Origin of the sequence: Sphingobacterium lactis (genome assembly GCF_051951495.1) — a bacterium.
GTDB lineage: Bacteria > Bacteroidota > Bacteroidia > Sphingobacteriales > Sphingobacteriaceae > Sphingobacterium > Sphingobacterium lactis_A.
In genome coordinates, this window is the sequence record NZ_JBNHAS010000001.1 from 897,847 (window position 1) to 918,779 (window position 20,933).

Genomic DNA, 20,933 nt, shown 5'->3' on the forward strand with positions numbered 1-20,933 from the left:
GTTTCCTTACAGACTTCGTTGCTATCTGTTCATACGTAGGTATTGAATTTTCGGAAGCCATAAAAAAGGGTTGAAAACCTGAGAAAACCTGAAATCCAAGAAGCCATTAAAAAACGTAAAACTTGTCAAAACTTGACACTTACAAGTATAAAAGGAAAACCTCAGAAAACCTCGGATTGCAAAGGCCGCTATTCATGCTGGTTATAGCCCAGATAAAACCACAGAACAAGCTTCAAGGTTGCTAACAAATGCTAACGTGAGTGATGCTATCCAAATGCCAATAGATGTTGAAGAATGTTGAAATTTAATATGTCAGATTTTACCGACTTCACAGTTATCTGTTTAACCAGTTATATGGACTTTTTTGACAACCGCATCAACATGGCTAGTGTTATGTTTTGATTTAAGGCTAAAATAAAGCTATTTAAGGCACTTTAATATTAAAATGGTATGTTTATTGATTTAAAACTAAAGTCGATTAAAACACTTTAAAATAACCTTAAATTCGATACGGCTTTTATGGTCGTTAGATTGCGTGAATAAGTGGGAAAGAGCATAGATCATTATTGAGAGATATTGACAAGCTTAATGAAAATTATCAATGCTTAGTCATGCACAAAGTTGTGCATGGGTATTATACTAAATAATCACCTTGTTTTTTTGAACTGCAAGGTGTGTTTCTGTCAATACAGAAACTCCTTGAAAACCGCATCAATTTGAATATATGCAAGAAGTACTTTTGTGTACACAAAAAGAGGATCTAGCCATCAGAATTCTGACTAGAAATGGCTATATTTGATATGTAGAAAGATCAGTGTTGTATGGCAAAGTTTAGTATTAAAATCAAAGGCTTAGAGCAACTTCAAAAGAAGCTGAACAAGCAATCCCAAAAAAAATTAATTAAGAAAATCGGAAACGAGTTCGAGGTATCCGCGAACAAGGTCAGAAATTCCGCAATCGGACGTGTTCCGGTAGATCAGGGATATCTGAGGAACTCCATAAACGTTGAGGGTAAAGACCTGCTTTGGATAGTCTATGCAAGCGCGGGATATGCAGGATATCAGGAGTTCGGAACGAAATCAAAGGTAGAGATACCCGCAGAAATGCAGTCCGAAGCCGAGAAGTTCCGTAACGGTAAAATCAGTATGGGCAACTTCAAGGAAGCGATAGCGGAATGGATGAAGCGCAAGGGAATACCAAAGGAAGCATTATGGCCCATCATGGCAAAGATCATGAAAGTTGGGGTAAATCCTCAGCCGTTCATGTATCCGGGCTTCAAGGATGGAACCAAAGGACTGGAGAAAAGGATTGAAGATATCATACAAGAGTATTTGAACTAATGATTTCGTTTTAAGACTACGCAAAAAGGAATTATTATGAATGCTTCTTTTAATTGATGTAAGATTCTTGAATAATATATTCCAATTTTAATCGAATGTTTCGCATGTTAGCTTTTAATTCTTTAGTGATTCGATCTTAAAGCATCACGCTTATTTAACTCTTATTCCAATAATTATTATATTTGTATTGATAGAAGAACGGAGATGATGGATTTTGTGCGAGCGTGTTTTTCTTCCTTCCACAAACGGTATTAATATTTATTTTTACCACTCAATCGATCTCGTTTCATTAACTCAATTATAATCAACTAGGGAATGAGTAGAAAGAATGAAGTTAAGCCCAAAGGCTTAAATCCTAAAAGAGGCTTAGAGCCTACGCAAGAGAACTTACCGAACATTGAAAGAGAACTGGCTTGGGACGCAAAAATAATAGGCCGCAATACAGAGAATGGAATCGAAATATTTAACTTATCGGATGAGGAAGAATAATGGTAAAATATATCCTTCCTTACAAAAGTTATGACGATAATCAGTGGTTAGTTGAATTTGACATCCCTGGCTACTTTGGGGAACCAATTCCTATCAGAGGGGTAGCTGGGTCAGCTTGTACTATTATCTTTGAGGGTGGTGGGTATGATACAGGTATGTGGAATTATCCATTAGTTGACGTTTCTGCTCAATTTGAAGTTTATAACCAAGGTCAAATCGATGCTTTAGAAATCCTTTCATTTAATGATAAAGACTGTATTGTCACTGTAAAAAGAGAAAACGAAATAAAATTCAAAGGATTTCTGGTCGTTGATGACCTTCAAGTGAGATATGGACAAGCTCCATATGTCATGAGTCTAAATGCTAAAACTGGTGTTGGAGGACTGCAAGATCTAGAGTTTAAGATATTTGATGCTTCTTTAGGTACTAGATGTCCTTTAAATTACTTCAGAAGGATTTTAATGCAACAACTGGGGCTTGACCTTCCAATTAGGTGGAGCACATCGCTGCGAGCCTTAAATGAGACAATATCGGGAGAGCCGTTTCAATCGCTTAGGTGGGCACAATATGGTGATGGTATATTGGTAAATACCGCCACTGAAAGAATCAAATATCAATCATGCGGATATATCATCGAGGGACTCACCAAAGCCCTTCAATGCCGCATGTTTCAATCTGACGGTGCATGGTGGGTACTTGGAATCAACGAACAACTAAAGGATGTTCTTCACTATTATGAATGCACGAATAAAATTGGTTTGCCAATTGTAACCGAGCATTCGAGAAATTCCTCAAAGATTATTGGAAACCTCGAATATCCTTGGATAAAAGAAGATACAGTAATTAGCAACTATAATGGAAAATCTTCAATAGTGGTGAAATATGACCAGAACCAATCAGATAATATTTTACCCAATGGAGGATTAGATCTTTGGTCCACAGGTAATCTAATGTGGTGGGGAGTAGATAATCATTCCGATCTTATGATGTTACAGTTTGATTCTATTACGAATAGGGGAGGATACTCTGTCGAATTGATGAATTCCAGTAATTACTTAAGAAAATTTGGGCTAATTAGACCTTTACCTATCGATGCTCATACTCTATATAGATTTCTCTCAGGTTTTGATCAAACCATAAATAGATCTTCTATCTTGTTATAGCCTCGGTATTATAAAACCGAGGCTTTTATATTCAGTACATCTTCTAGTACTTCAATTGTATTTTTGATATTCTGTTTGACATTTGGTGGACTAGGAACTGAAGAATTGTAGCCGAAAATATCCCTATCGCAACTACCGCACCTTACTCCCTGAACTTTCTTACCACACTTGCAATCCCAAACAACAATTGTCCCCTTTGAAAACAGCCCTTTACTTTCTTCTTCTCTTTGCTCAGATAATGGTTTATAAGCTTGATCAAATAAATGGTATATATCGGTTAGATTAATGTAATCTGAATAATCATAGCTTGGTTTTTCTGTATACAAAAGATGTAAAGCCGCTTGGTTACCTTTGTTCTCTGCGAGTTTACTTTTTATTATTTCATAATCTATTACATCCCGAGTCTGTACTAATTTCACTAAGTTCTTAACGTTCTTAGGGTTTTCTTTAAATAAATATGGATAAATAAATTCTTTAAAATCATCTATTGGAATATTTTCGAGGTATTTAAATACTATACTTGATCTTTCCTGTTTTTCTAAATAATTTGAATTAGGATCTATTTCTTCAAGCCACTTAGATATTAAAACCAAATAATCAGAGAGAAAGGAGTCGTTAATAATGTTCAAATGGTCTCGAACTGCATCATGAACATCCAAATCTTTGTTTATTTCTATTATGCTTTTAGCTTTGATCTTCATAGAAATAATGGAACCTTCTACTATACCTAAACTTGGATCATTTGGTAAGATCAAATTGTTGTCTTTTAACTTAACTGGAGTTCCGGTAACACATACCATGAACATTTGCATACCCTTGCCCGATACTTCTCCAAAATCAACTTTGAGTCCCACAACTGCATCAGCACCTAATTTTTTGGTTTGTTTTTCAATATTTGATAATGCTTGCCTATAAATTGTTTGAAGTCGTTTCTCATAGCTCCCAGATCTTCCACCGAACATATCAGTTATTGACGCTGAGAAATCTCCAAAAATATTACTTCCAACAACTACATTAGCTGTTATTGGAGTAAAGTACTTTGAAATGCTTGAAGTTTCAAAGCTATTGGTAGTTGTAATTTGAATTGCCATTGGTTAATAATTGAATCGTAAAAGTATGAAATAATGTTATTAATTAAGTTTATCAGCTGCTAATAATATGATATCTGAAATACAATATAAAAAAGGAAAGAAAGGACACCACGAGCAAGCATGTCGCTATCCAAGCAGAACAATCTCGCAGGGAAATGACAGCTACCGAAGAAAACGATAGCCGTCCGAACATTTGGGCGGTGTTGGTCAGTAAGATTGGTTGGGGGATAGCCATAGCGATAGTGGCGTTGGTTGTATTCATTTACTTTAAGGTCAAGCGGAGATAGATCAATAATTAAGTTATAGCTCTATTATACGATGTTTAGTAATATAGTTCTTTAAAAAGTGTAAGGGTTTTAGTATTATACTATGTAGGGAGAATGGTCTTCCTTCATAACTAATAAACTATGAATAATATAATATTATACTCAAATATGAAAAATGGAATTGTTCAGGATTTTTGTGAAGTTTCCAAGCATCAGTTCTATTCGGATATAGAACCCGGTAAGACCAAAATGGATTCAAAATGGTTTCTATCTGTAATCGAGGAAAGGGATTTAAAAGAGCTTCATAAGGCATATATAATAAAAAAAATTCAAAATCAATTTGACGAATATTTAGATTAAGCTAACAAGCCAACATTCCAACGTTCATAGTTTAGCTTTTTATGCCATAAGGATAACGGACATAAGTTTCTAAAGCCTTTGATATAATGCTTTATGATTGCTGAAGTCTACTTATTGCTTATTTTTGTTTATATAATTAGTTTTGTATTATGACAAATGAGCAAATAACAAAACTTATTGAATCTTGTGTAGAAAGCAAAAGCAATATCACAGAAAGAGAAATGATGTCTATCAATTCCGATAAATTTAAAGCTTTAGAAATACTTAAAAAAATAGCAAATGGTATTTCTAAAAACATTAGAGTATCATCTGATTGCGAAGGTGGAGCAAGCGTTTTTAAGAACGAAGAATAAGATATGTAGTTATACAAGTATATCCCATTAAAATAGGATTTATTCATTTCCTTAGTATTATGAAGTACAAACAAGAACCAATGGTAAGGGGTAGAATCGACATTGGACTGCCATCTCAGGAAATTCTGGAACATTATTAAAATCCAGCCAAAATCATTGACAAATCACTTTTAACACAAAGGAAGGATAGCATTATCTATGTGAAGCACTTAGGGAATAACCTCGGTTGCATGAAGGTGAATTGGAGAGGTTTAGGGGTAATGTGGCGGGTTAGTTTGTTTCTTGCCTTACACGAAGTTCCTATTTTTTTTGCTCTATTAACAGTTGATTAATTTCAATGCAGGATGTTTGATTTTATCAAATAAAATATCTAACATAAAGAGATAATTCAAAATTCGTGTTGGATTAATAGATATTTTTGTGAAATGAACTTAAAAGATAAGTTGGTTAAACGTCTCCAAGAGAATAGACCGCAATTAGAAGAACGATTTTTAGATATTAAAGGATTATCTGACGAAGAAGTATTTAAATACTTTTACCGTACGGAATATTCAGCAATGCGTGCTAATGAAGGAATTCAAGATGAAATGGTTATATCATTAAAGCCTGAATTTGCAGACGATGAATTATTGCCTCTTTAGAAGTGAAACCTAACCTCAACCTCTCTTTCTTCCAATAAGCCGTACCGCTTTGCGAATTTATATTGAGTGCTATCCCTGTTCAATGAGGTAATGAATCCCACAATGACCTTTCTAAAGGCTTCTAGAGATTGGCTACTCTTTATGATATTGCACGATGGACACAAGGGTTGGAATTTTCTAAGGTGTGCCTTTCAGGGTGTTCGCAAGTTCTGTACCTAATCCATAGTATTTATTAAAAAATAAGAAGCAGGACCGTTATAATCCTGCTTTTATTTCGATGCGGTAATTGTTATCTAGATCCTAATCATAATTTTGATTTTTCCTCTGCTAAGTATCTCAAATATTCCTGGTGCGTACTCAATGGTAATTGAACCTACTCTAAGGCTGCGGTCCTTTTCTCCATTATCAAACATAGTAGAATGATATTTGATCAAACCTAAATTAATCGTACGCTCTCTCTTTACTCCATCCTCATTTAGATGAAAGTAAACCGTTTCACAAATCCTTTTCATTATTTAACCTCTCCTGTTTCCTTTATGAACAAACCATTATGTAAACCAGTTATTTTCTCGTTGAAGTTGTGGTAAATCACTAAATCTCGCAGAGCTAACATTTTGTTTCCGCTATCCGTACCTAAGCCTTTAAACAGATAATAAATCTCTTTGAGTAATAAACGATGCTTTAAATCACTTGTTTCACAGATCATCTCTAATATGTCCAAAAGTGCATCATCTGTGCTTGAATAATGGTTTTTTATGCCCTCGAAGAACCCATCCAAATTTTGCAAAATAATATCTTTGCAGTTTATTGTTTCATACATATCAGCAAGCTGTTGTAGCTGATTATTGTCAAGATCGTCTAATTGTTCTCCGGAAATGCATGCATTAATTGCAAATTCCTTAATTTTGCCCCTAAGTTCTGAACTAACAGGCATTTCGTTAATTGTTAGCATAATGTTTGATTTTTAGATAGTGCCACTGTGTGACCGCCAAGTTTAGCAGTGGCACACTTGTTTTTAAAAGTTACTTGTTGTTTTCAATAAAAAATCTATGTCTTCTCTCTGTTACAAGAGCATAGTTCAATTCCTTTACGTCATAATAATAATTGCCCCTTGGATAATGTTGTCTACGCTCGATTAGGTTATATTTTTCAAACCTATTGAGAAGTTTCTCGCCATGAAGCCTGATAGCTTCAGACCTCCAAATGATGGGACTTGATAGACCCGCGTTGATCAGTGCGTTGGTAGCTCCAGTTTCTGCTGCCTCAGAGAGGAGTTTCTTAAACTCGACTTCTGAAAATGTGTAAAAATTCATAGATACCTACTTAGATAATTTTTTTCAAATATTATTTCATTTCCATTAAATACAAATAGGCAACCTGACTGATCAATTAGATTTATTCTTTGCTCTCTATCGGGTAAAAGCTTGTTTATTCGTAAAAGGAGTTTGTGAAATTTTTTAAATAGTACATCTGGTATTTCCGAACTGAATACCAGTTTCTCAAAATCCTCGTATTTTAGGACTGTTCTTCCAAGGTAGATGGTCATTTTCATTTTGGTGGTTTTATTGGTGACTTAATAATATATTTGCTTCTTATTATTTTAAAAAAACAATGATTTTGCTCCTTATTTGTACCCAAAAATTATAACTATCTGATAATCATTATTAGTTACAATTTGTATCGGGAAGTAAGGGGGTAATTATTTGATATTTTAAACTAGTTATAGGTAAATAATTAAATAAATTTTCATAATTATCAAATTCTTTTTTTTTCTGAAACAATAAAAGACAACCTAAATAATCCTTATGGTCTAAGTATACTTTAAAAAGACAGTTGAAACTTCGTCAGAAATTAAAACTATATCCTTTATTAGAAAATTTAGCTTGGCATAAAAAAGAAGTTTTCTGGATTAGGTGTAGCCTTACAGTGATTTAAGTTGTATGTTAATAGGTAAAACTAAATAATAAAGATCTTTACGGTTTTCTGTAAGGAAAGCTAATAGATATTTACCATTTTTAATGATTGAAATTTTCACTACTATTTTGTTGATAATATTTAAATTTTATATCTCAAAATATTTACTATTTTTAGTGAATATGAACCGAATAAAAGAAGTTCTTGAGGAAAAGGGTATTAAGCAAACTTGGCTATCAGAAAAGCTAGGTAAAAGCTTTAATATGGTGAATGCATATGTTCAAAATAGGCATCAACCAAGTTTAGAAACACTATTTAAAATTGCTGAAATATTAGAGGTGAATGTGAAGGATTTATTAGTGGAAAGGGATAGAAAATAATGCAAATCAATTCAAACATAAATATCATCGGCGGACTACCTGAATTCAATCTGATCAAAACTTTTTTGATAAATACTGAATTACAGGATAAAAGCCATGTAGAATATTCAGATATAAGAACACTTAAATCGGTTAATCGATTTAAAAAAGCCATCACAGAATCGTTTAGATTTACGAATGAAAACTTAAATCGATTAATACTCCCATTCATAGAAAAGCAGTCTATAGAAGAGAATAGTTATTTATTATTTCTTCTATTTTCCTTAAATAATGAATTATTTAGATTTCTAAATAACCAGGTGTTTTTTCCTGTTTATTATTCAGGGCGAAAAATCATAAAAAAAGAAGAAGTCATTGCTTGTCTTGTTGAACTTCAAAAAACAGAGGATACTTTGAAGAGCTGGTCTGAATCAACGATTACAACTACTGCTTCAAAATACCTAACACTATTAAAGAAATTTGAATTATTATCAGGAGTTCAAAAAAAAGAAATAGTCTATAAAAATTTATCTAGCGAAGAATTTTTAGTATTTACTTATTTTTTAACGATAGCTGAAGAAAACACAAATAAAATCAATACCGATTGGATTAAGTATTCGTTCTATGAACAAGAATATTTCATCGAAAAGGTGCTTTATAAACAGTTTATTCAATATTTTGAAATTCAATATAACGGAGACAGCTTAAAAATAAAACCAACTATTAACTACGACCAACTTTATGAAATACTTAAATCCTCATAATGCAATTCTAGAACTGGAGAGATTGGTTTCTTCCAAGGATTCTGAAATAAAATTGCAAGCGAATGGTGGAAATTCTATTCTGTTAGTTTGTAAACCTTCTGAAGAAATTAATTTCATTAATGAAATCAAACAATTTGAAGATTCTAAATACAACATTGTAGATTTGAATCTTTTGTTGGTCGAGTTCGTTACGAAAAACAAAGAAGATATTGAATTCTACTTTGAGCATTTACCAGCCTCATTAGATCGAATTTTTAAAAATGATTTAGATGGGCAACAAGATTTCTATCATCTAATTTTAGATAAAATTATTAAAGCTTTTTCAAACCATAAGATTCCAGTAGTAATTAATACAGGTGCTATATATGCCACGCATTTCGATATGCTTTCTTTAATGGAAAGCAAAGTAATCCTGAATGCGATGTTGCCTGCTGTTTTTTTATATCCTGCAGAATACAATCAAAACAACCAATTAGAATTTTTAAATAAAAGAATTGCATCGGAATATAGATGTAAAATAATATAGCCAGTAAAACATGAAAATTAAAGATTTATTATCAATTGATCTATCGGTAGATATCAAGAACGTGATTAATATCGAGGATGTTTCTGAGAATGAAATTCAAAAAGAAATTGAAGATTATATTGTTACCGATGGTTTAGCAAAAGATTTTGAACAATTTATAGATAAATTCACTTCTAACGCTGTTGAAACTGGTGTTTGGATTTCTGGTTTTTACGGATCAGGTAAATCCTATTTTTCGAAAATGATTGGTTATTTGTTAGCTAATCAATCCATTAATGGAACACCATCAAGAGAACGTTTATTACACCGCTTTACAGGAATTAATGATGAAATTTTTTTAAAAAATAAATTTGCAAAATTAGACCGTTACAATAATATTGTTGTGTTTCTTGATATTGCAAAACAAGATACCTCAAAAGGGTTTAGTTATACCTTATTTAAGAACTTTTTAAAAACGATTGACCTTCCGCAAGACGAATATGGATACATGCTATTCAATTCGATGATAGCAGCAGGCAGGTCGGATATATACACGTACGTTCAGGAAACAATCGGAAAAGATTGGGCTACGTTAAAAGGAAATATGCGTACTTATTTTACGGCATGTAAGGATATTCACTTAGAGTCTGATTTATCAGAAAAGGAATACGATCAATTATTTTCATCGGTTAGAAATGCCATTGATGTATTTGCAGCTGCTGATTTAGCACGTGAATTAAAATCATACTTAGAAGTGAAAATAGGCGCAACTGTTGTATTTATGTTTGATGAAACTTCGGAAGCAGTGAATCAAAATAAATTAAAGTTATTAGATTTAGAAGGTGTCTCTGAAGCGTTAAATACGCTGGGTAAAAAAGTATGGACAATTGCGATTGCACAAGAAAAATTAGATGATGTGATATCTAATGCTAATATCTCAAAGGCTTCTTTGGTTAAAGTGACAGACCGTTTTGTGGAGAAGATTCACTTGGAGGCGACAGAAGTTGATACCATTATCAAAAGTAGAATCCTTAAAAAAACAGAAGAGGGCGTTCAATTATTAAATCAATATTATCAATCAAATTCTGGTAAAATTGGAGATCACTCCAATTTAAATGGTTATGGAATATCGAATACATCAACGGTTGATTCATACTCCGCTTATTATCCATTTTATGAAAATCAATTCAGCTTATTACAAAATTTCTTGTTTGGGACGAAGGGATATGCTTCTACAAAAGTAGCGGCACGTGGGATGATCATTACTACCTTTGATATCCTACGTAAATTAGTAAAAGAAGATGATTTATATTACACGGTTACTGGCTGGCAAATAGCGAGAGAAGCAAATAATCAACCAGATATTCGTTTATCAAGTCGTTACAATACGGCTGAAAACGTGCTTGAAAATCATTCGATTAATGGTAGAAAATTACTAGAAACGATTAACTTTTTAAGCGAATCAGAAGTAGTGAAAACTTCTGTTCTTAATATAGCAAAAGCGTATTTCAATAATGCAGATGATGTGATCACGAAGCAGAATGAAATTAAAGAGGCTTTACAGATATTAGTAGAGGCTAAAATTTTAATTGAAACAGATCATACCTATAAAATTACGTCTGATGTCGAGCAAAAGATATTAGACGAGATGAACAATTTTGCCGTTCAAGGATTCCTAAAAAAGGGAAGATTAATTGAGTATTATAAAAAGTCAAATATTATCTGTCAATTAAGTAGTGTGACTGATGGTATAAAGTTCAACTTTAATGTACAATCGGATGACAAGGATGATATTACAAACCCAAATACAAAAGAATTAGCATTCCAAGTCAAGAGTTTATACACGATGCAAGACAATCGTGTAGCTGAAATCAATCACTTAAAAACACAATACGACGAACAAAAAGGAATGGCTATTTTATATCCAGAAAACGATCATTTTACGGGTATAGATAAATTGATTGATACGATTATTCGTATCGAACAAGTTGAAGCAAAATACCCAAGTAAGAGTACTGAAGAAGGTAAAGTTGTTCAAAATTTATTACGAAACAAAGAGGATAAAGAACATGCGCTTAAAAATGCAATCGACAAAGCATTAGCAAACGCCACGTTAATTTATTGTTTCAATACAACAATACTGAATGAATCTAATTATTCCGCTGAAGTACAAAATCTACAGCGTAAAATGGTATCGAATGTGTACAATAAAAGACTGCAAAGTCAAATGCAGGAAGCTGTAGCTGTACAAGTGGTAAAAGAGCAAAATCCAAGTCGTTTGGCAACATTTTTTAATTCGAAAGAATTTGGGTTATTTGATGCAAACGGAAATTTTGTAGGAGAAAACTTAAGTGTGGTAGAAGAAGTAACGAATCTTATTCGAAACTCCTTTGTACAAGGATCAGATATCGAATCAAAATTAGCAGGTGCACCTACAGGTTACACTTACGGAACGGTCATCGTTACTTTAGCTGCTTTGTTACGTGCCGGTCGATTAGCGGTTAAAACGCCAACACAGACTAATCCTATATATGCGGTGACCGATAAGGGTGCCTTGGATATTTTTTTAAGAGTTAATAATTTTAGAAATGCCTCTTTTAAAGCCAATACACAATCCCTTTCTGCGCATCAGAAAAAGCAGGTCGTTGATTTCTTCTTAAATAACGAACTTGATTATACTGTTCAAAAAGTAGAGGGATATAAAGTAGATTATAATACCAACGATTTCCAATTGACTGTGGCAATAAGAGATGTAGCAAAAATATATATTCAAAAAATCCAACAGCTAACGGATAATGTAAAAGATTTTACCATCTATTTCCCGAAAGCCAAAGAACACAAAGATTACATCAATGCATTCACGAGTCAAGTAACGCCTGACAATTACATCAGTAAGGTGAATGACTTTATTGCGCAGAAAGAAGAATTAGAAGGAGTAATTCTGAAAGTTGATAAAATGGAGAAGTTCGTTAAAAACAACTTAAAGAAATTACAAGATTGGGCCATCTATATTCAGGAGGTAAAAACCGATTTATTAAAAGCCAACGCATTAGATGCTACGGTAACGGATAAAATGGAAGAATATAAAGCGTTATTAAAAACAGATATTACCAAAGCTTTTGCACAATTACAACAATTGGCACAAGAGATTAAAGATAAGTATCACGCTAAATTCAAAGGTCTTATCGATCAGTATGCCGTTGAATTTAAAAAGCTACAAGCCAAGGCTGAAGAGATTAAATTGGATATCGAGGCTTTACCGAATCAATTAAATTCGGGTATTTTATCAGAGGTCAAAAATGTATTGACGTTTGCTCAGCAACGTGCGGTAAGCGATTTAGATTTGGATTTCTCTATTGTGAATAAAAAGTCAGGCTTCTCGTATTCTGAATATGCGACAGCTACTGCATTAATCAACCAAAACGATACACAGTTAGAGATTCAAAAAGCGTCTATCATTCGTACAGCACCAGAACCGGTTACTCCGACTACGACAGATGGAAGTGAAACACCGACTGCGCAAGTTCAAGAGCCAACTACGCCTTTTATTCGTAAAATTAAAACGCAAGTCCCTACAAGTACAATGACTGTTGTGGATTACAAAGCGTGGTTAACCAGAGAATTACAGAAAGTAGCAAATGCTCAACCAGACGATGAAATTGAATTTGAGAACTAAAACCAAACCATAGAAAACAAACACTTTTAATTAATGAAACTTTCAGATCATACCAATGATATCCGCCAAAAGGTTCAATCTGCTGTGGGCAACAGATTGGAGCGATTAGGCATCGCTATAGAAGTAACAGATATCAATCTTTCAGCTGAACAGCAAAAAGAAAAAGAACGTTTGTTAGAAGTGTTTCAATCCTTAAAGGATGAAACAGGAACAAAAGAAAAAGCTTACGAAAAGTTATTAGACGAATTGACGTTTACTTTATTCAACCGTATTGCTGCTTTGAAGGTAGCAGAAGCGCATACCTTAATTCCAGAAATGATCACGCAACGTCCTGAAAATGGAAATCGTTCGTTTTCGCATACAGCTTACTTGGAACAGTTTCCAGACAAACGAAACCAAGAACAAGAAGGTTTGGTGGACTTCATCAGTTTCGAAATCCAAAACTTAGCGGAAAACTTACCCCTTTTTAGTTTATCGCATTACTATCACCTGATGCCTTCGGCAATGGACTTAAAGGAAATTATCGACGCTTTTAATGCCGTAGAAGTAGACAAAGATGTGAATGATGCCATTTGGCAATCCGATGATGTATTGGGTTGGTTGTACGAAAGTTATAATAACTACAAAAAAATAGCCCACAAAGATTCTAAAGCAAAAACAGAATACGATAAAGTATCCATCCAATCTCAGGTGTACACACCAAAGTGGGTGGTGAAGTTTTTAGTGGATAACAGTTTAGGAAAACAGTATTTGGAAATGTATCCGTACTCTGACATCAAAAACAAATACGCCATTGCCAACGCACCTACAGAACGTGTGCGCGAGCCTAAACCATTACACGAAATCAAATTAATCGATCCTGCAATGGGATCGGGAAATTTCTTATTGTATGCTTTTGATGTGTTTTATGATTTGTACCAAGACCAAATCGATAATTTTGGTGCCAATTATGATGAGCGTGACATTCCAAAATTAATTCTAAAAAACAATTTATACGGTGTCGATTTAGACAACCGTGCAGCTCAAATTGCACAGTTGGGGCTGTACATCAAAGCAAGACGTAAAAAGCGCAACATCAAAATTGAACATTTCAATTTGGTGAGTTCCGATTTTATCTTACCTCCTTACGAGCAGGTAAAACATATTTTCTTCCCTTCAGAGGAGAAAAAAACAACTGCCGAACAAACCGTAGAAAGAGTCGTGATCAGTTTGTGGGACGATTTAATGCAAGCCCATAAGTTTGGAGCATTGATCCGTATTGAAGAAATTGTAGAACAACATTTATCAGCTTTCGAGAAATCAGAAGTGACCTTATTTACTTCTGCTGAAAATGAAACCTATTTATCTTTCCGTAAATCATTTATCAATGATTTGTACCAAGCTGTAAGAAAGTACGCCTCTACAGGGGTGCAAAACTTTATGCAATTACAAGCGGCTAATGCGGTGACTTATTTGGATGTATTAACCAATAAATACGATGTAGCCGTTGCCAATCCTCCCTATACAGATTCAGCCGATTTTGGTCCTGAATTAAAAACCTTTGTAGAGAAACACTACAAAAAACCGTATAAGTTTCATACCAATCTATACGCGACCTTCATCAAGCGTTGTTGCGAATTAACAAACGAGGAAGGAAAAGTGGCTATGATTCATCCTTTAACTTTTATGTACATTAAAACATTTGAAGATGTTCGTAAATATATCATCGAGAAAACAAATATTTCAGTTTTTGTAGATTATGGTTTAAGTAATTTATTTGGTGCTGTGATGGTTGATCCTGCATTCTATGTTTTAGAGAAAGGGAAAAAAACTAAAGAAGAATCATTATTTATTTCTTTAAATCAATATACTAGAACACCGAATGAAAAGTATAAGAAAGATTTTTGTTTAGAAGCATTAAACGACTGTATTGCAAATAATCCAAATAAGCACAACATTTTCCTAGACCAAGAAAAGCTAAAAATCATTGATTCTTGGCCGTTTATTTATTGGATATCTGATGAGTTTAGAGATAAGTTTGGAGGTGTTACATTAGAGACAATAGCAAAAAATGCTCAAGGTATGTCAGTTTCAAATAGTGAAAAATATCTTAGATATCATTGGGAAGTTAATCCAGATAGTATTTTTAGGACTAAAGATGAACCTTATAAATGGGTAAGATTTTCAAAGGGTGGACCTTATAATAAATGGTATGGTAATAATTGGTTAATTGTAAATTGGGAAAATAACGGTGATGAATTATTAAATGACAAAAAAGCTGTAATTAGAAATAAAGAATTTTACTTCAGAAAAGGAATTACTTATAGTAGTAGCGGTTCCAAAGGAACATCTTTTAGAACGTTAGAGCAAACATCCCTATTTAGTGGTGGAGGTCCTGGTATCATTACTGATGAAACAAATATTTTACCAATTATAGCAACGTTAAACAGTCCCTTAGTTAAATATATAATTGAGTGTTTAAATCCAACAGTTAATACAACACAAGGCGATTTAAATAGAATACCTATTAATATTAACAACTCTAATTTGATTTCAAATTTAGCTTTGTTAAACATTAACCTGAAGAAAGATATTTGTAAAAAATCAATTTTGGATGAGTTATTTGAAAAAAATAAGCTTTCTCCAATTAATTCATCTCTCATTGATCAATTAAATAACTATTTATTTGAAGAGAATTTTATTTATTCAAAAATATTAATCAATGAGTCTATTATAAATACTGAAGTATATAAAAATTATAACCTAACTAAATCTGACCGCCTTCAAGTAGAAACCCAAATGGGTAAATCCATAGGTTCATTACCTGTTGTAGAAGTAGCTAAACAAGCATTTTTAACTGGTTTGGAAAATCCATTGCCAGAAGTGGTAGAGTACATTCAAAACATCGAAGAGCAAACCTTTGAAGATGATTTCGTAAAAGAAATTAAAGAAGGTTTTAAAACCTTATACCAATCCAATAACGATTTAGAAGAATTTTGTATTCGTCATCAAGTTAACCCGATCAATGTATGGTATTGGTTCAAAGAAGCCAATATTCTACCAATGGGTAAAGCCAAAGAAATAGCTTTAGAGTTTGTAACTGATCATATCCGTACCTTATTAGCACAGGATGATGATGGGATTATTCCATTATACGCTCAAGCGTTAGAAACTCGCTTAATAGATCGTTTGGTGAATCACTTACACGAGCAAGGGTTCTCAGCAGCACAAATAGCAGAGTTAGATCAGTTCTTAGGCAAACCTTTAGAGAAATACATCGAAGATAATTTCTTTGAAGATTTAGCCAATCATCTCAACTTGTTTATGTACTTACCAAAGACGCCATTCATTTGGCATTTGTCTTCAGGGAAATACAAAGCCTTTGAAGTGTACACATCCATTTACCAATGGAACCGCGACAGCATCTTCAAGCTAAAAGCCGTATATGTAGCCAAGCGCAGAGAGCAGTTGCAATTGCGTTTGTCAGACATCCGCGAGGCAGAATCTGCTGCTGCACAAGCAGAGAAAGAATTAATCGCCAATCAATTCATCGAGTTAGAGGCGTACGAGGCAAAGTTAGATGAATTAATCGCAGAAAATTACAACCCGATATTAGACAGCGGAGTAGCTAAAAATATTGCGCCTCTACAGAAAAAAGGAATGATAAAAGCGGATATTTTAAAAGCACCACAGTTAACAAAATACCTAAACGCAGACTGGTAATGGTAGATCAATGGATACAGCAAGAGCTACAACATAAGTTGAGCCGTAGAAACTTGGTCGTGGTAGTAGATCCAGACGGCCAATTAGAACAATTGCTTCCAATGTGGGAGCAACAGGTTTCGCAATTGATTACAGTAGATGCCACCTTAAAAGAAGAGTGGCAACGTGTAAAAGAAGAATTGTTTATTCGGGTAGCTATTGAACAGGCCCCGAAAGAGCCTACAATTGTCTATTCCCAAAGACCGAAACCGCAATTAAGCTTTTTGTTTGATTACACCGAAACCCACGGCTTGTTAGATTATACCAATGCCGAAGAATGGTTGCGTCAAAAGTTATTTGCCGAAACAGGTTTGCAAATTCAATTGAGCAAAGAAGAATTGTTAACTGCGGCTAAAGCAAGTATAGGGAAAGACATCAAATGGTGGAAATCAGTCTTACAAGGTTTAGCAGATGTCGTGAATTTAGAGCACGAAATTTTACCGTTAATCGCCAATCCAGAAGCTTGGGAACAACAACAAGCAGAGGAAGTAATACTGTACGTTCGTCAGAAATTGTTCGCCTTTGTTAGTCAACCCGTTTCAGATAAACCATTAAAGGTACTTGTACAAGAAGTGGTCGAGCAAATGTTGCACAACATCGTGCAGAACAAAACTACAGAAGATAAAGTTTGGTACACCAACTGGTTAGACAGTAACCAATACATAGCTGTATTGAAACAATACGTAAAGCATTTTACTATACCACAGGGCATAAACCATTGGGAAGCAGAAAGCAACCATTGTTTTGAGGAAATAGACCGTAGACAATTGGTTGATGTGGTGTCGAATTTGCATAATGTGGCATTTAAAACAAAATACCACAGTACCATCAAGAAAAGAATCGGGAATCATCGCAATCCGTTGGTACCGACTTGGTGGAAAGATATTAGTATCGTTTTAAGTTTTGATCCTTCAAAAATTTCTAAGCTATTCAGTTTAAAAGAGGTCGTAACTTATTACACAACCGAATATCAAGCATTGGATCGTGCGATTCGCAACTTGTATCAGGAGTTTTTAAACGAAGACAGCATCTTAAAACCGATACAAGAATACTACCAAAGTATCAACCAAGAATTGATTGATAAATGGTTCGCCTACAAAGACGATTACCAAAGCAATCAACAAGGATACTTGGTTGATTTGATTAAAAATTCAACGAAGAAATTAGCGGTTATTGTAGGCGATGGCGTTCGTTGGGAAATTGCAGAAGCGGTTGCCTATGCCATTGATAAAACCTATGAAGTACAAAAGCAAGTGATGTTAGCCGATTTACCATCAGAAACCGAACATAATATGTCGGCTTTATATGTGGGAGATCAGCAAGTCTTGGCAAAACAAAGCGACCGTGAAAAGGAGTTACTTAAACGAACAGAGAAAGAAATCGCGTTCAAGAAATTAGTCGATACCAATGCAACAACGCAAGATCCTATTTTAGTTTTAACCTACAAGGATATTGATAGCGCAGGTGAAAAATTGCAGTTGGATGCCATTAAATTATTCGCTGAATTCGAAAAAGTTTTAATCAAAAAAATTGAGGAACTTTTACGTGCGGGTTATGAAGAAGTACATTTAGTAACTGATCATGGATTTGTATTAACAGGTTTATTATCAGATGCCGATAAGTTAGAAGTGTACATCGACGGAAATCATAGCAAAAGTGAACGTTACATTCGCTCGGTCGTAAAACAACATACAGATATGTTATGGAGTTTTCCAAAAACCTATGAGCAGTATAAGTACATCAATGTAGCTCAATCGGACAGACCATTCCGTACACCAGGAGTATATGGGTTTGCACACGGTGGTTTTGCTCCACAAGAGGTCATCATCCCGAATTTTATGTTCAAGCGTAAAGGGGATGCACAACCAGCCTTACAGGTATTTATTTCAAATAAAAACCAATTAATAGACGTATCAGGAGAATATTTTAAAATCAAATTAGAAACCCAAGCAAGTGGAGATTCTCTTTTTGATGGCCAACGCACCATAAATATTACCTTATACCATAATAACATTCCAATGCAATCCGTAGAAGCTATCACCATTCAGAAAGACCAACAATGGGATAAAGAATTTAGCTTTGAAGGGCATCAACAGATTGTTGTATTGGTAGAAGATGCTAACACAAAAGAAAAAATAGACCAAGTTGTCGTGAACAAATCATCTGCCCGAGATATGGGAGGATTATTTTAATTTCTAAAGCTATAATAATGATTCAATTAGATAATTTAGATACGCAGGCCATCGATAACTTTAGAGGTTTCGTGGTAAAAAAAGATTTAGTAGGTATTGTAAAAGGAGGTGCAAATGTACCCGCCTTTGTTTTAGAATACTTATTAGCAAATAGTTGCAGTACAGATGATGAAGAAAAAATAAAAGAAGGTTTAGAAAATGTACGTACCATTTTACGCGATCACTATGTAAACCCAGAAGAAAGTTCATTAATCCAATCAAAGATTAGAGAGAAAGGACGATACAAAATTATCGATAAAATTTCCGTAGAATTAGATGCAACGAAAGATACTTATTGGGCGACATTAGTCAATTCAAACATCAAAAATGCCAACATCAGTAGTGATTTGGTAAAACACCACGAAAAGATTTTATTAGGGGGTATTTGGGCGATTATCGACGTAGAGTATGATCCTTTAATTACAATTGGATCAAAAGTTTTTCCTTTCGTAGTAAGTAAAATTACTCCGATACAATTATCGTCTTTTGATAATTCATCGATCGTAGATAAGCGTAAGAATTTCGAAACAGCAGAATGGAAAAAAATATTATTGCGTAGTGCGGGATATGAGCCAGAAAGTGAAGGAATGGACGAGCGTATGCAAGATTTATTATTGTGTCGTTTAATTCCGTTGGTGGAAAAGAATTTTAACATTGTGGAATTAGGCCCTCGTTCATCAGGTAAATCATACATCTATAAAGAAATTACGCCTTATGCGATATTAGTTTCGGGTGGACAAGGAACAGTTGCGCAATTATTTGTCAATAACTCATCAGGTCGTGTAGGAGCTGTTGGCCTTTGGGATGCCATTTGTTTTGATGAAAGTACCGATAAGCTTTTTAAAGATAGAGATGCTATTCCATTGATGAAAGATTACATGGAGTCAGGATCATTTTCTCGCGCAAAGAATGGGGAAATTTCGGGTTCTGCTTCAATCATATTAAACGGAAACATCAATCAGCCTGTAGAAACTGTATTACAGACTTCTCATTTATTCAGTCCGTTATCAGATGAAGTCAATGAAGATACGGCGTTCTTAGATCGTATCAATTTATTTTTACCAGGTTGGGAAATAGTAAAATTTAGTCCAGCAAACTTTACAAAACACTACGGTTTTAGTACAGACTTCTTTTCTGAATTATTAAAATCACAGCGTAAAATAACGTTCACAGATTCATTAGATCAATATTTTGCCTTAGGAAATCATTTAAAACAACGTGATGCTAAATCAGTTCGTCGTATTGTTTCTGGATTTGTAAAACTATTGCATCCACATGGAGAATATACCAAAGAAGATATTCGCAAATATTTAACGATTGCCATGGAAATGCGTCGTCGTGTAAAAGAGCAATTAAAACGTATTGGTGGAATGGAATTCTGGGACACGAATTTCTCTTACATTGATAAAGAAACTCAAGAAGAAGTATTTGTAGGATTGCCTGAAGAAAAAGGATCATCTTTAATCGAAGCAAATCCTTTAGCTCCTGGTACGTGTTATACAACAACTAATGATGGTGAAACCAATGCTGTAGTTAAAATTGAAGTGGTAGCAATCGCTGGGAATGGTAAATTAAACATTACGGGTACATCCAATCAAGCGGTTAAAGAGAATATTAAGAATACCTACAATTACCTGAAAGCTAACGAAAAATCAATTTTGAATGAACGACATTCTTTAAGCAATTTTGACATTAACTTACAAGTTTCTACAGTTCTCGGTTCTAATGTAACGGATGGTATTGGTGCTGCCGTTTATGTGGCAATTATTTCAGCATTATACAAGAAAAACTTAAAAGGAGGCTTAGCTGTTTTAGGAAATATTTCAATTGGTGGAGCAATCGAAAGAGCCAATAATTTTGCAGATCGTGTGTCAAGTTTATCCGAAAACGGTGCAAAAATCGTTTTGGTTCCAATGACAAATATGTCCGAATTTGGAACATTACCTCCAACTGTTTTTACAAAAACAGACGTACCATTCTATACCGATGCGCAAACATTGTTGCAGAAAGTAGTACTAGATGTTTAGTAAGTTTTGACAC

18 protein-coding genes are annotated in these 20,933 nt (G+C 34.1%); 15 read left to right on the plus strand and 3 right to left on the minus strand.

Translation table 11 applies throughout. From position 1 onward, the window contains the following. The first annotated feature begins 190 nt into the window (after positions 1–190). The 4 genes from ACP6L2_RS03850 (at position 191) to ACP6L2_RS03865 (ending at position 2,992) form a co-directional block, all read left to right on the plus strand. On the plus strand, positions 191–301 hold the full coding sequence (locus ACP6L2_RS03850; RefSeq protein ID WP_440508676.1) for a hypothetical protein: 111 nt from the start codon (positions 191–193) through the stop codon (positions 299–301). A gap of 520 nt (positions 302–821) precedes the next feature. Continuing rightward, positions 822–1,340 (plus strand): HK97 gp10 family phage protein, encoded by a 519-nt coding sequence (locus tag ACP6L2_RS03855; protein ID WP_440507978.1) that lies wholly within the window; start codon positions 822–824, stop codon positions 1,338–1,340. A 315-nt stretch (positions 1,341–1,655) separates the two neighbouring features. Next, positions 1,656–1,829 (plus strand): hypothetical protein, encoded by a 174-nt coding sequence (locus ACP6L2_RS03860; RefSeq protein WP_440507979.1) that lies wholly within the window; start codon positions 1,656–1,658, stop codon positions 1,827–1,829. Further along, entirely contained in the window at positions 1,829–2,992 is a 1,164-nt protein-coding gene (locus ACP6L2_RS03865) for a hypothetical protein (protein WP_440507980.1), read from the plus strand. The genes ACP6L2_RS03860 and ACP6L2_RS03865 overlap by 1 nt, the downstream gene beginning before the upstream one ends. An 8-nt stretch (positions 2,993–3,000) precedes the next feature. On the opposite strand, the gene ACP6L2_RS03870 is transcribed toward ACP6L2_RS03865, so the two are convergent. Next, entirely contained in the window at positions 3,001–4,083 is a 1,083-nt protein-coding gene (locus tag ACP6L2_RS03870; protein ID WP_440507981.1) for a YbjQ family protein, read from the minus strand. Between the two features lie 155 nt (positions 4,084–4,238). Here ACP6L2_RS03870 and ACP6L2_RS03875 point away from each other — a divergent pair, with 155 nt between their 5' ends. The 4 genes from ACP6L2_RS03875 to ACP6L2_RS03890 all read left to right on the plus strand — a co-directional run bounded on the left by ACP6L2_RS03875 (position 4,239) and on the right by ACP6L2_RS03890 (position 5,703). Then, a complete protein-coding gene (locus ACP6L2_RS03875) occupies positions 4,239–4,370 on the plus strand; it encodes a hypothetical protein (RefSeq protein ID WP_440507982.1) in 132 nt (43 codons plus the stop codon). A gap of 120 nt (positions 4,371–4,490) precedes the next feature. Continuing rightward, entirely contained in the window at positions 4,491–4,709 is a 219-nt protein-coding gene (locus tag ACP6L2_RS03880; protein ID WP_440507983.1) for a hypothetical protein, read from the plus strand. Between the two features lie 149 nt (positions 4,710–4,858). Continuing rightward, a complete protein-coding gene (locus ACP6L2_RS03885; protein WP_440507984.1) occupies positions 4,859–5,062 on the plus strand; it encodes a hypothetical protein in 204 nt (67 codons plus the stop codon). A 425-nt stretch (positions 5,063–5,487) separates the two neighbouring features. Further along, positions 5,488–5,703 (plus strand): hypothetical protein, encoded by a 216-nt coding sequence (locus ACP6L2_RS03890; RefSeq protein WP_440507985.1) that lies wholly within the window; start codon positions 5,488–5,490, stop codon positions 5,701–5,703. Between the two features lie 293 nt (positions 5,704–5,996). Here the strand turns inward: ACP6L2_RS03890 and ACP6L2_RS03895 are convergent, their stop codons facing one another. Further along, positions 5,997–6,215, minus strand: a complete 219-nt coding sequence (locus ACP6L2_RS03895) for a hypothetical protein (RefSeq protein ID WP_440507986.1) — start codon at positions 6,213–6,215, stop codon at positions 5,997–5,999. Beyond that, the gene (locus tag ACP6L2_RS03900) at positions 6,215–6,655 is read right to left on the minus strand and encodes a hypothetical protein (RefSeq protein WP_440507987.1); all 441 of its coding nucleotides are present in this window, start codon (positions 6,653–6,655) and stop codon (positions 6,215–6,217) included. The genes ACP6L2_RS03895 and ACP6L2_RS03900 overlap by 1 nt, the downstream gene beginning before the upstream one ends. 1,144 nt (positions 6,656–7,799) lie before the next feature. On the opposite strand from ACP6L2_RS03900, the gene ACP6L2_RS03905 reads away from it, so the two are divergent. The 7 genes from ACP6L2_RS03905 to brxL are packed head-to-tail and all read left to right on the plus strand — an operon-like array spanning position 7,800 to position 20,920. After that, positions 7,800–7,997, plus strand: a complete 198-nt coding sequence (locus tag ACP6L2_RS03905) for a helix-turn-helix domain-containing protein (protein ID WP_440507988.1) — start codon at positions 7,800–7,802, stop codon at positions 7,995–7,997. Further along, positions 7,997–8,740 (plus strand): BrxA family protein, encoded by a 744-nt coding sequence (locus ACP6L2_RS03910; protein ID WP_440507989.1) that lies wholly within the window; start codon positions 7,997–7,999, stop codon positions 8,738–8,740. The genes ACP6L2_RS03905 and ACP6L2_RS03910 overlap by 1 nt, the downstream gene beginning before the upstream one ends. Beyond that, entirely contained in the window at positions 8,718–9,266 is a 549-nt protein-coding gene (locus ACP6L2_RS03915) for a hypothetical protein (protein WP_440507990.1), read from the plus strand. Before ACP6L2_RS03910 ends, ACP6L2_RS03915 begins: the two co-directional genes overlap by 23 nt. A 10-nt stretch (positions 9,267–9,276) precedes the next feature. After that, a complete protein-coding gene (gene brxC, locus ACP6L2_RS03920; protein ID WP_440507991.1) occupies positions 9,277–12,921 on the plus strand; it encodes a BREX system P-loop protein BrxC in 3,645 nt (1,214 codons plus the stop codon). Positions 12,922–12,954: 33 nt separating this feature from the next. Then, positions 12,955–16,623: a BREX-1 system adenine-specific DNA-methyltransferase PglX gene (pglX, locus tag ACP6L2_RS03925; protein WP_440507992.1), complete on the plus strand. Its 3,669-nt coding sequence runs from the start codon at positions 12,955–12,957 to the stop codon at positions 16,621–16,623. Next, complete coding sequence (locus ACP6L2_RS03930) at positions 16,623–18,854, plus strand: PglZ domain-containing protein (protein WP_440507993.1); 2,232 nt, start codon at positions 16,623–16,625, stop codon at positions 18,852–18,854. Before pglX ends, ACP6L2_RS03930 begins: the two co-directional genes overlap by 1 nt. Positions 18,855–18,871: 17 nt before the next feature. Further along, positions 18,872–20,920: a protease Lon-related BREX system protein BrxL gene (gene brxL, locus ACP6L2_RS03935; RefSeq protein WP_440507994.1), complete on the plus strand. Its 2,049-nt coding sequence runs from the start codon at positions 18,872–18,874 to the stop codon at positions 20,918–20,920. The last annotated feature ends 13 nt before the right edge of the window (positions 20,921–20,933 follow it).

Bases quoted from the DNA above. Each gene is read 5' to 3' on its own strand.
- ACP6L2_RS03885 (WP_440507984.1), top strand. From the start codon at position 4,859: ATGACAAATGAGCAAATAACAAAACTTATTGAATCTTGTGTAGAAAGC.
- ACP6L2_RS03910 (WP_440507989.1), top strand. From the start codon at position 7,997: ATGCAAATCAATTCAAACATAAATATCATCGGCGGACTACCTGAATTC.
- ACP6L2_RS03860 (WP_440507979.1), top strand. From the start codon at position 1,656: ATGAGTAGAAAGAATGAAGTTAAGCCCAAAGGCTTAAATCCTAAAAGA.
- brxL (WP_440507994.1), top strand. From the start codon at position 18,872: ATGATTCAATTAGATAATTTAGATACGCAGGCCATCGATAACTTTAGA.
- ACP6L2_RS03900 (WP_440507987.1), bottom strand. From the start codon at position 6,655: ATGCTAACAATTAACGAAATGCCTGTTAGTTCAGAACTTAGGGGCAAA.
- ACP6L2_RS03930 (WP_440507993.1), top strand. From the start codon at position 16,623: ATGGTAGATCAATGGATACAGCAAGAGCTACAACATAAGTTGAGCCGT.
- ACP6L2_RS03870 (WP_440507981.1), bottom strand. From the start codon at position 4,083: ATGGCAATTCAAATTACAACTACCAATAGCTTTGAAACTTCAAGCATT.
- ACP6L2_RS03865 (WP_440507980.1), top strand. From the start codon at position 1,829: ATGGTAAAATATATCCTTCCTTACAAAAGTTATGACGATAATCAGTGG.
- ACP6L2_RS03905 (WP_440507988.1), top strand. From the start codon at position 7,800: ATGAACCGAATAAAAGAAGTTCTTGAGGAAAAGGGTATTAAGCAAACT.
- ACP6L2_RS03895 (WP_440507986.1), bottom strand. From the start codon at position 6,215: ATGAAAAGGATTTGTGAAACGGTTTACTTTCATCTAAATGAGGATGGA.
- ACP6L2_RS03915 (WP_440507990.1), top strand. From the start codon at position 8,718: ATGAAATACTTAAATCCTCATAATGCAATTCTAGAACTGGAGAGATTG.
- ACP6L2_RS03890 (WP_440507985.1), top strand. From the start codon at position 5,488: ATGAACTTAAAAGATAAGTTGGTTAAACGTCTCCAAGAGAATAGACCG.
- ACP6L2_RS03855 (WP_440507978.1), top strand. From the start codon at position 822: ATGGCAAAGTTTAGTATTAAAATCAAAGGCTTAGAGCAACTTCAAAAG.
- brxC (WP_440507991.1), top strand. From the start codon at position 9,277: ATGAAAATTAAAGATTTATTATCAATTGATCTATCGGTAGATATCAAG.
- pglX (WP_440507992.1), top strand. From the start codon at position 12,955: ATGAAACTTTCAGATCATACCAATGATATCCGCCAAAAGGTTCAATCT.
- ACP6L2_RS03875 (WP_440507982.1), top strand. From the start codon at position 4,239: ATGACAGCTACCGAAGAAAACGATAGCCGTCCGAACATTTGGGCGGTG.
- ACP6L2_RS03880 (WP_440507983.1), top strand. From the start codon at position 4,491: ATGAATAATATAATATTATACTCAAATATGAAAAATGGAATTGTTCAG.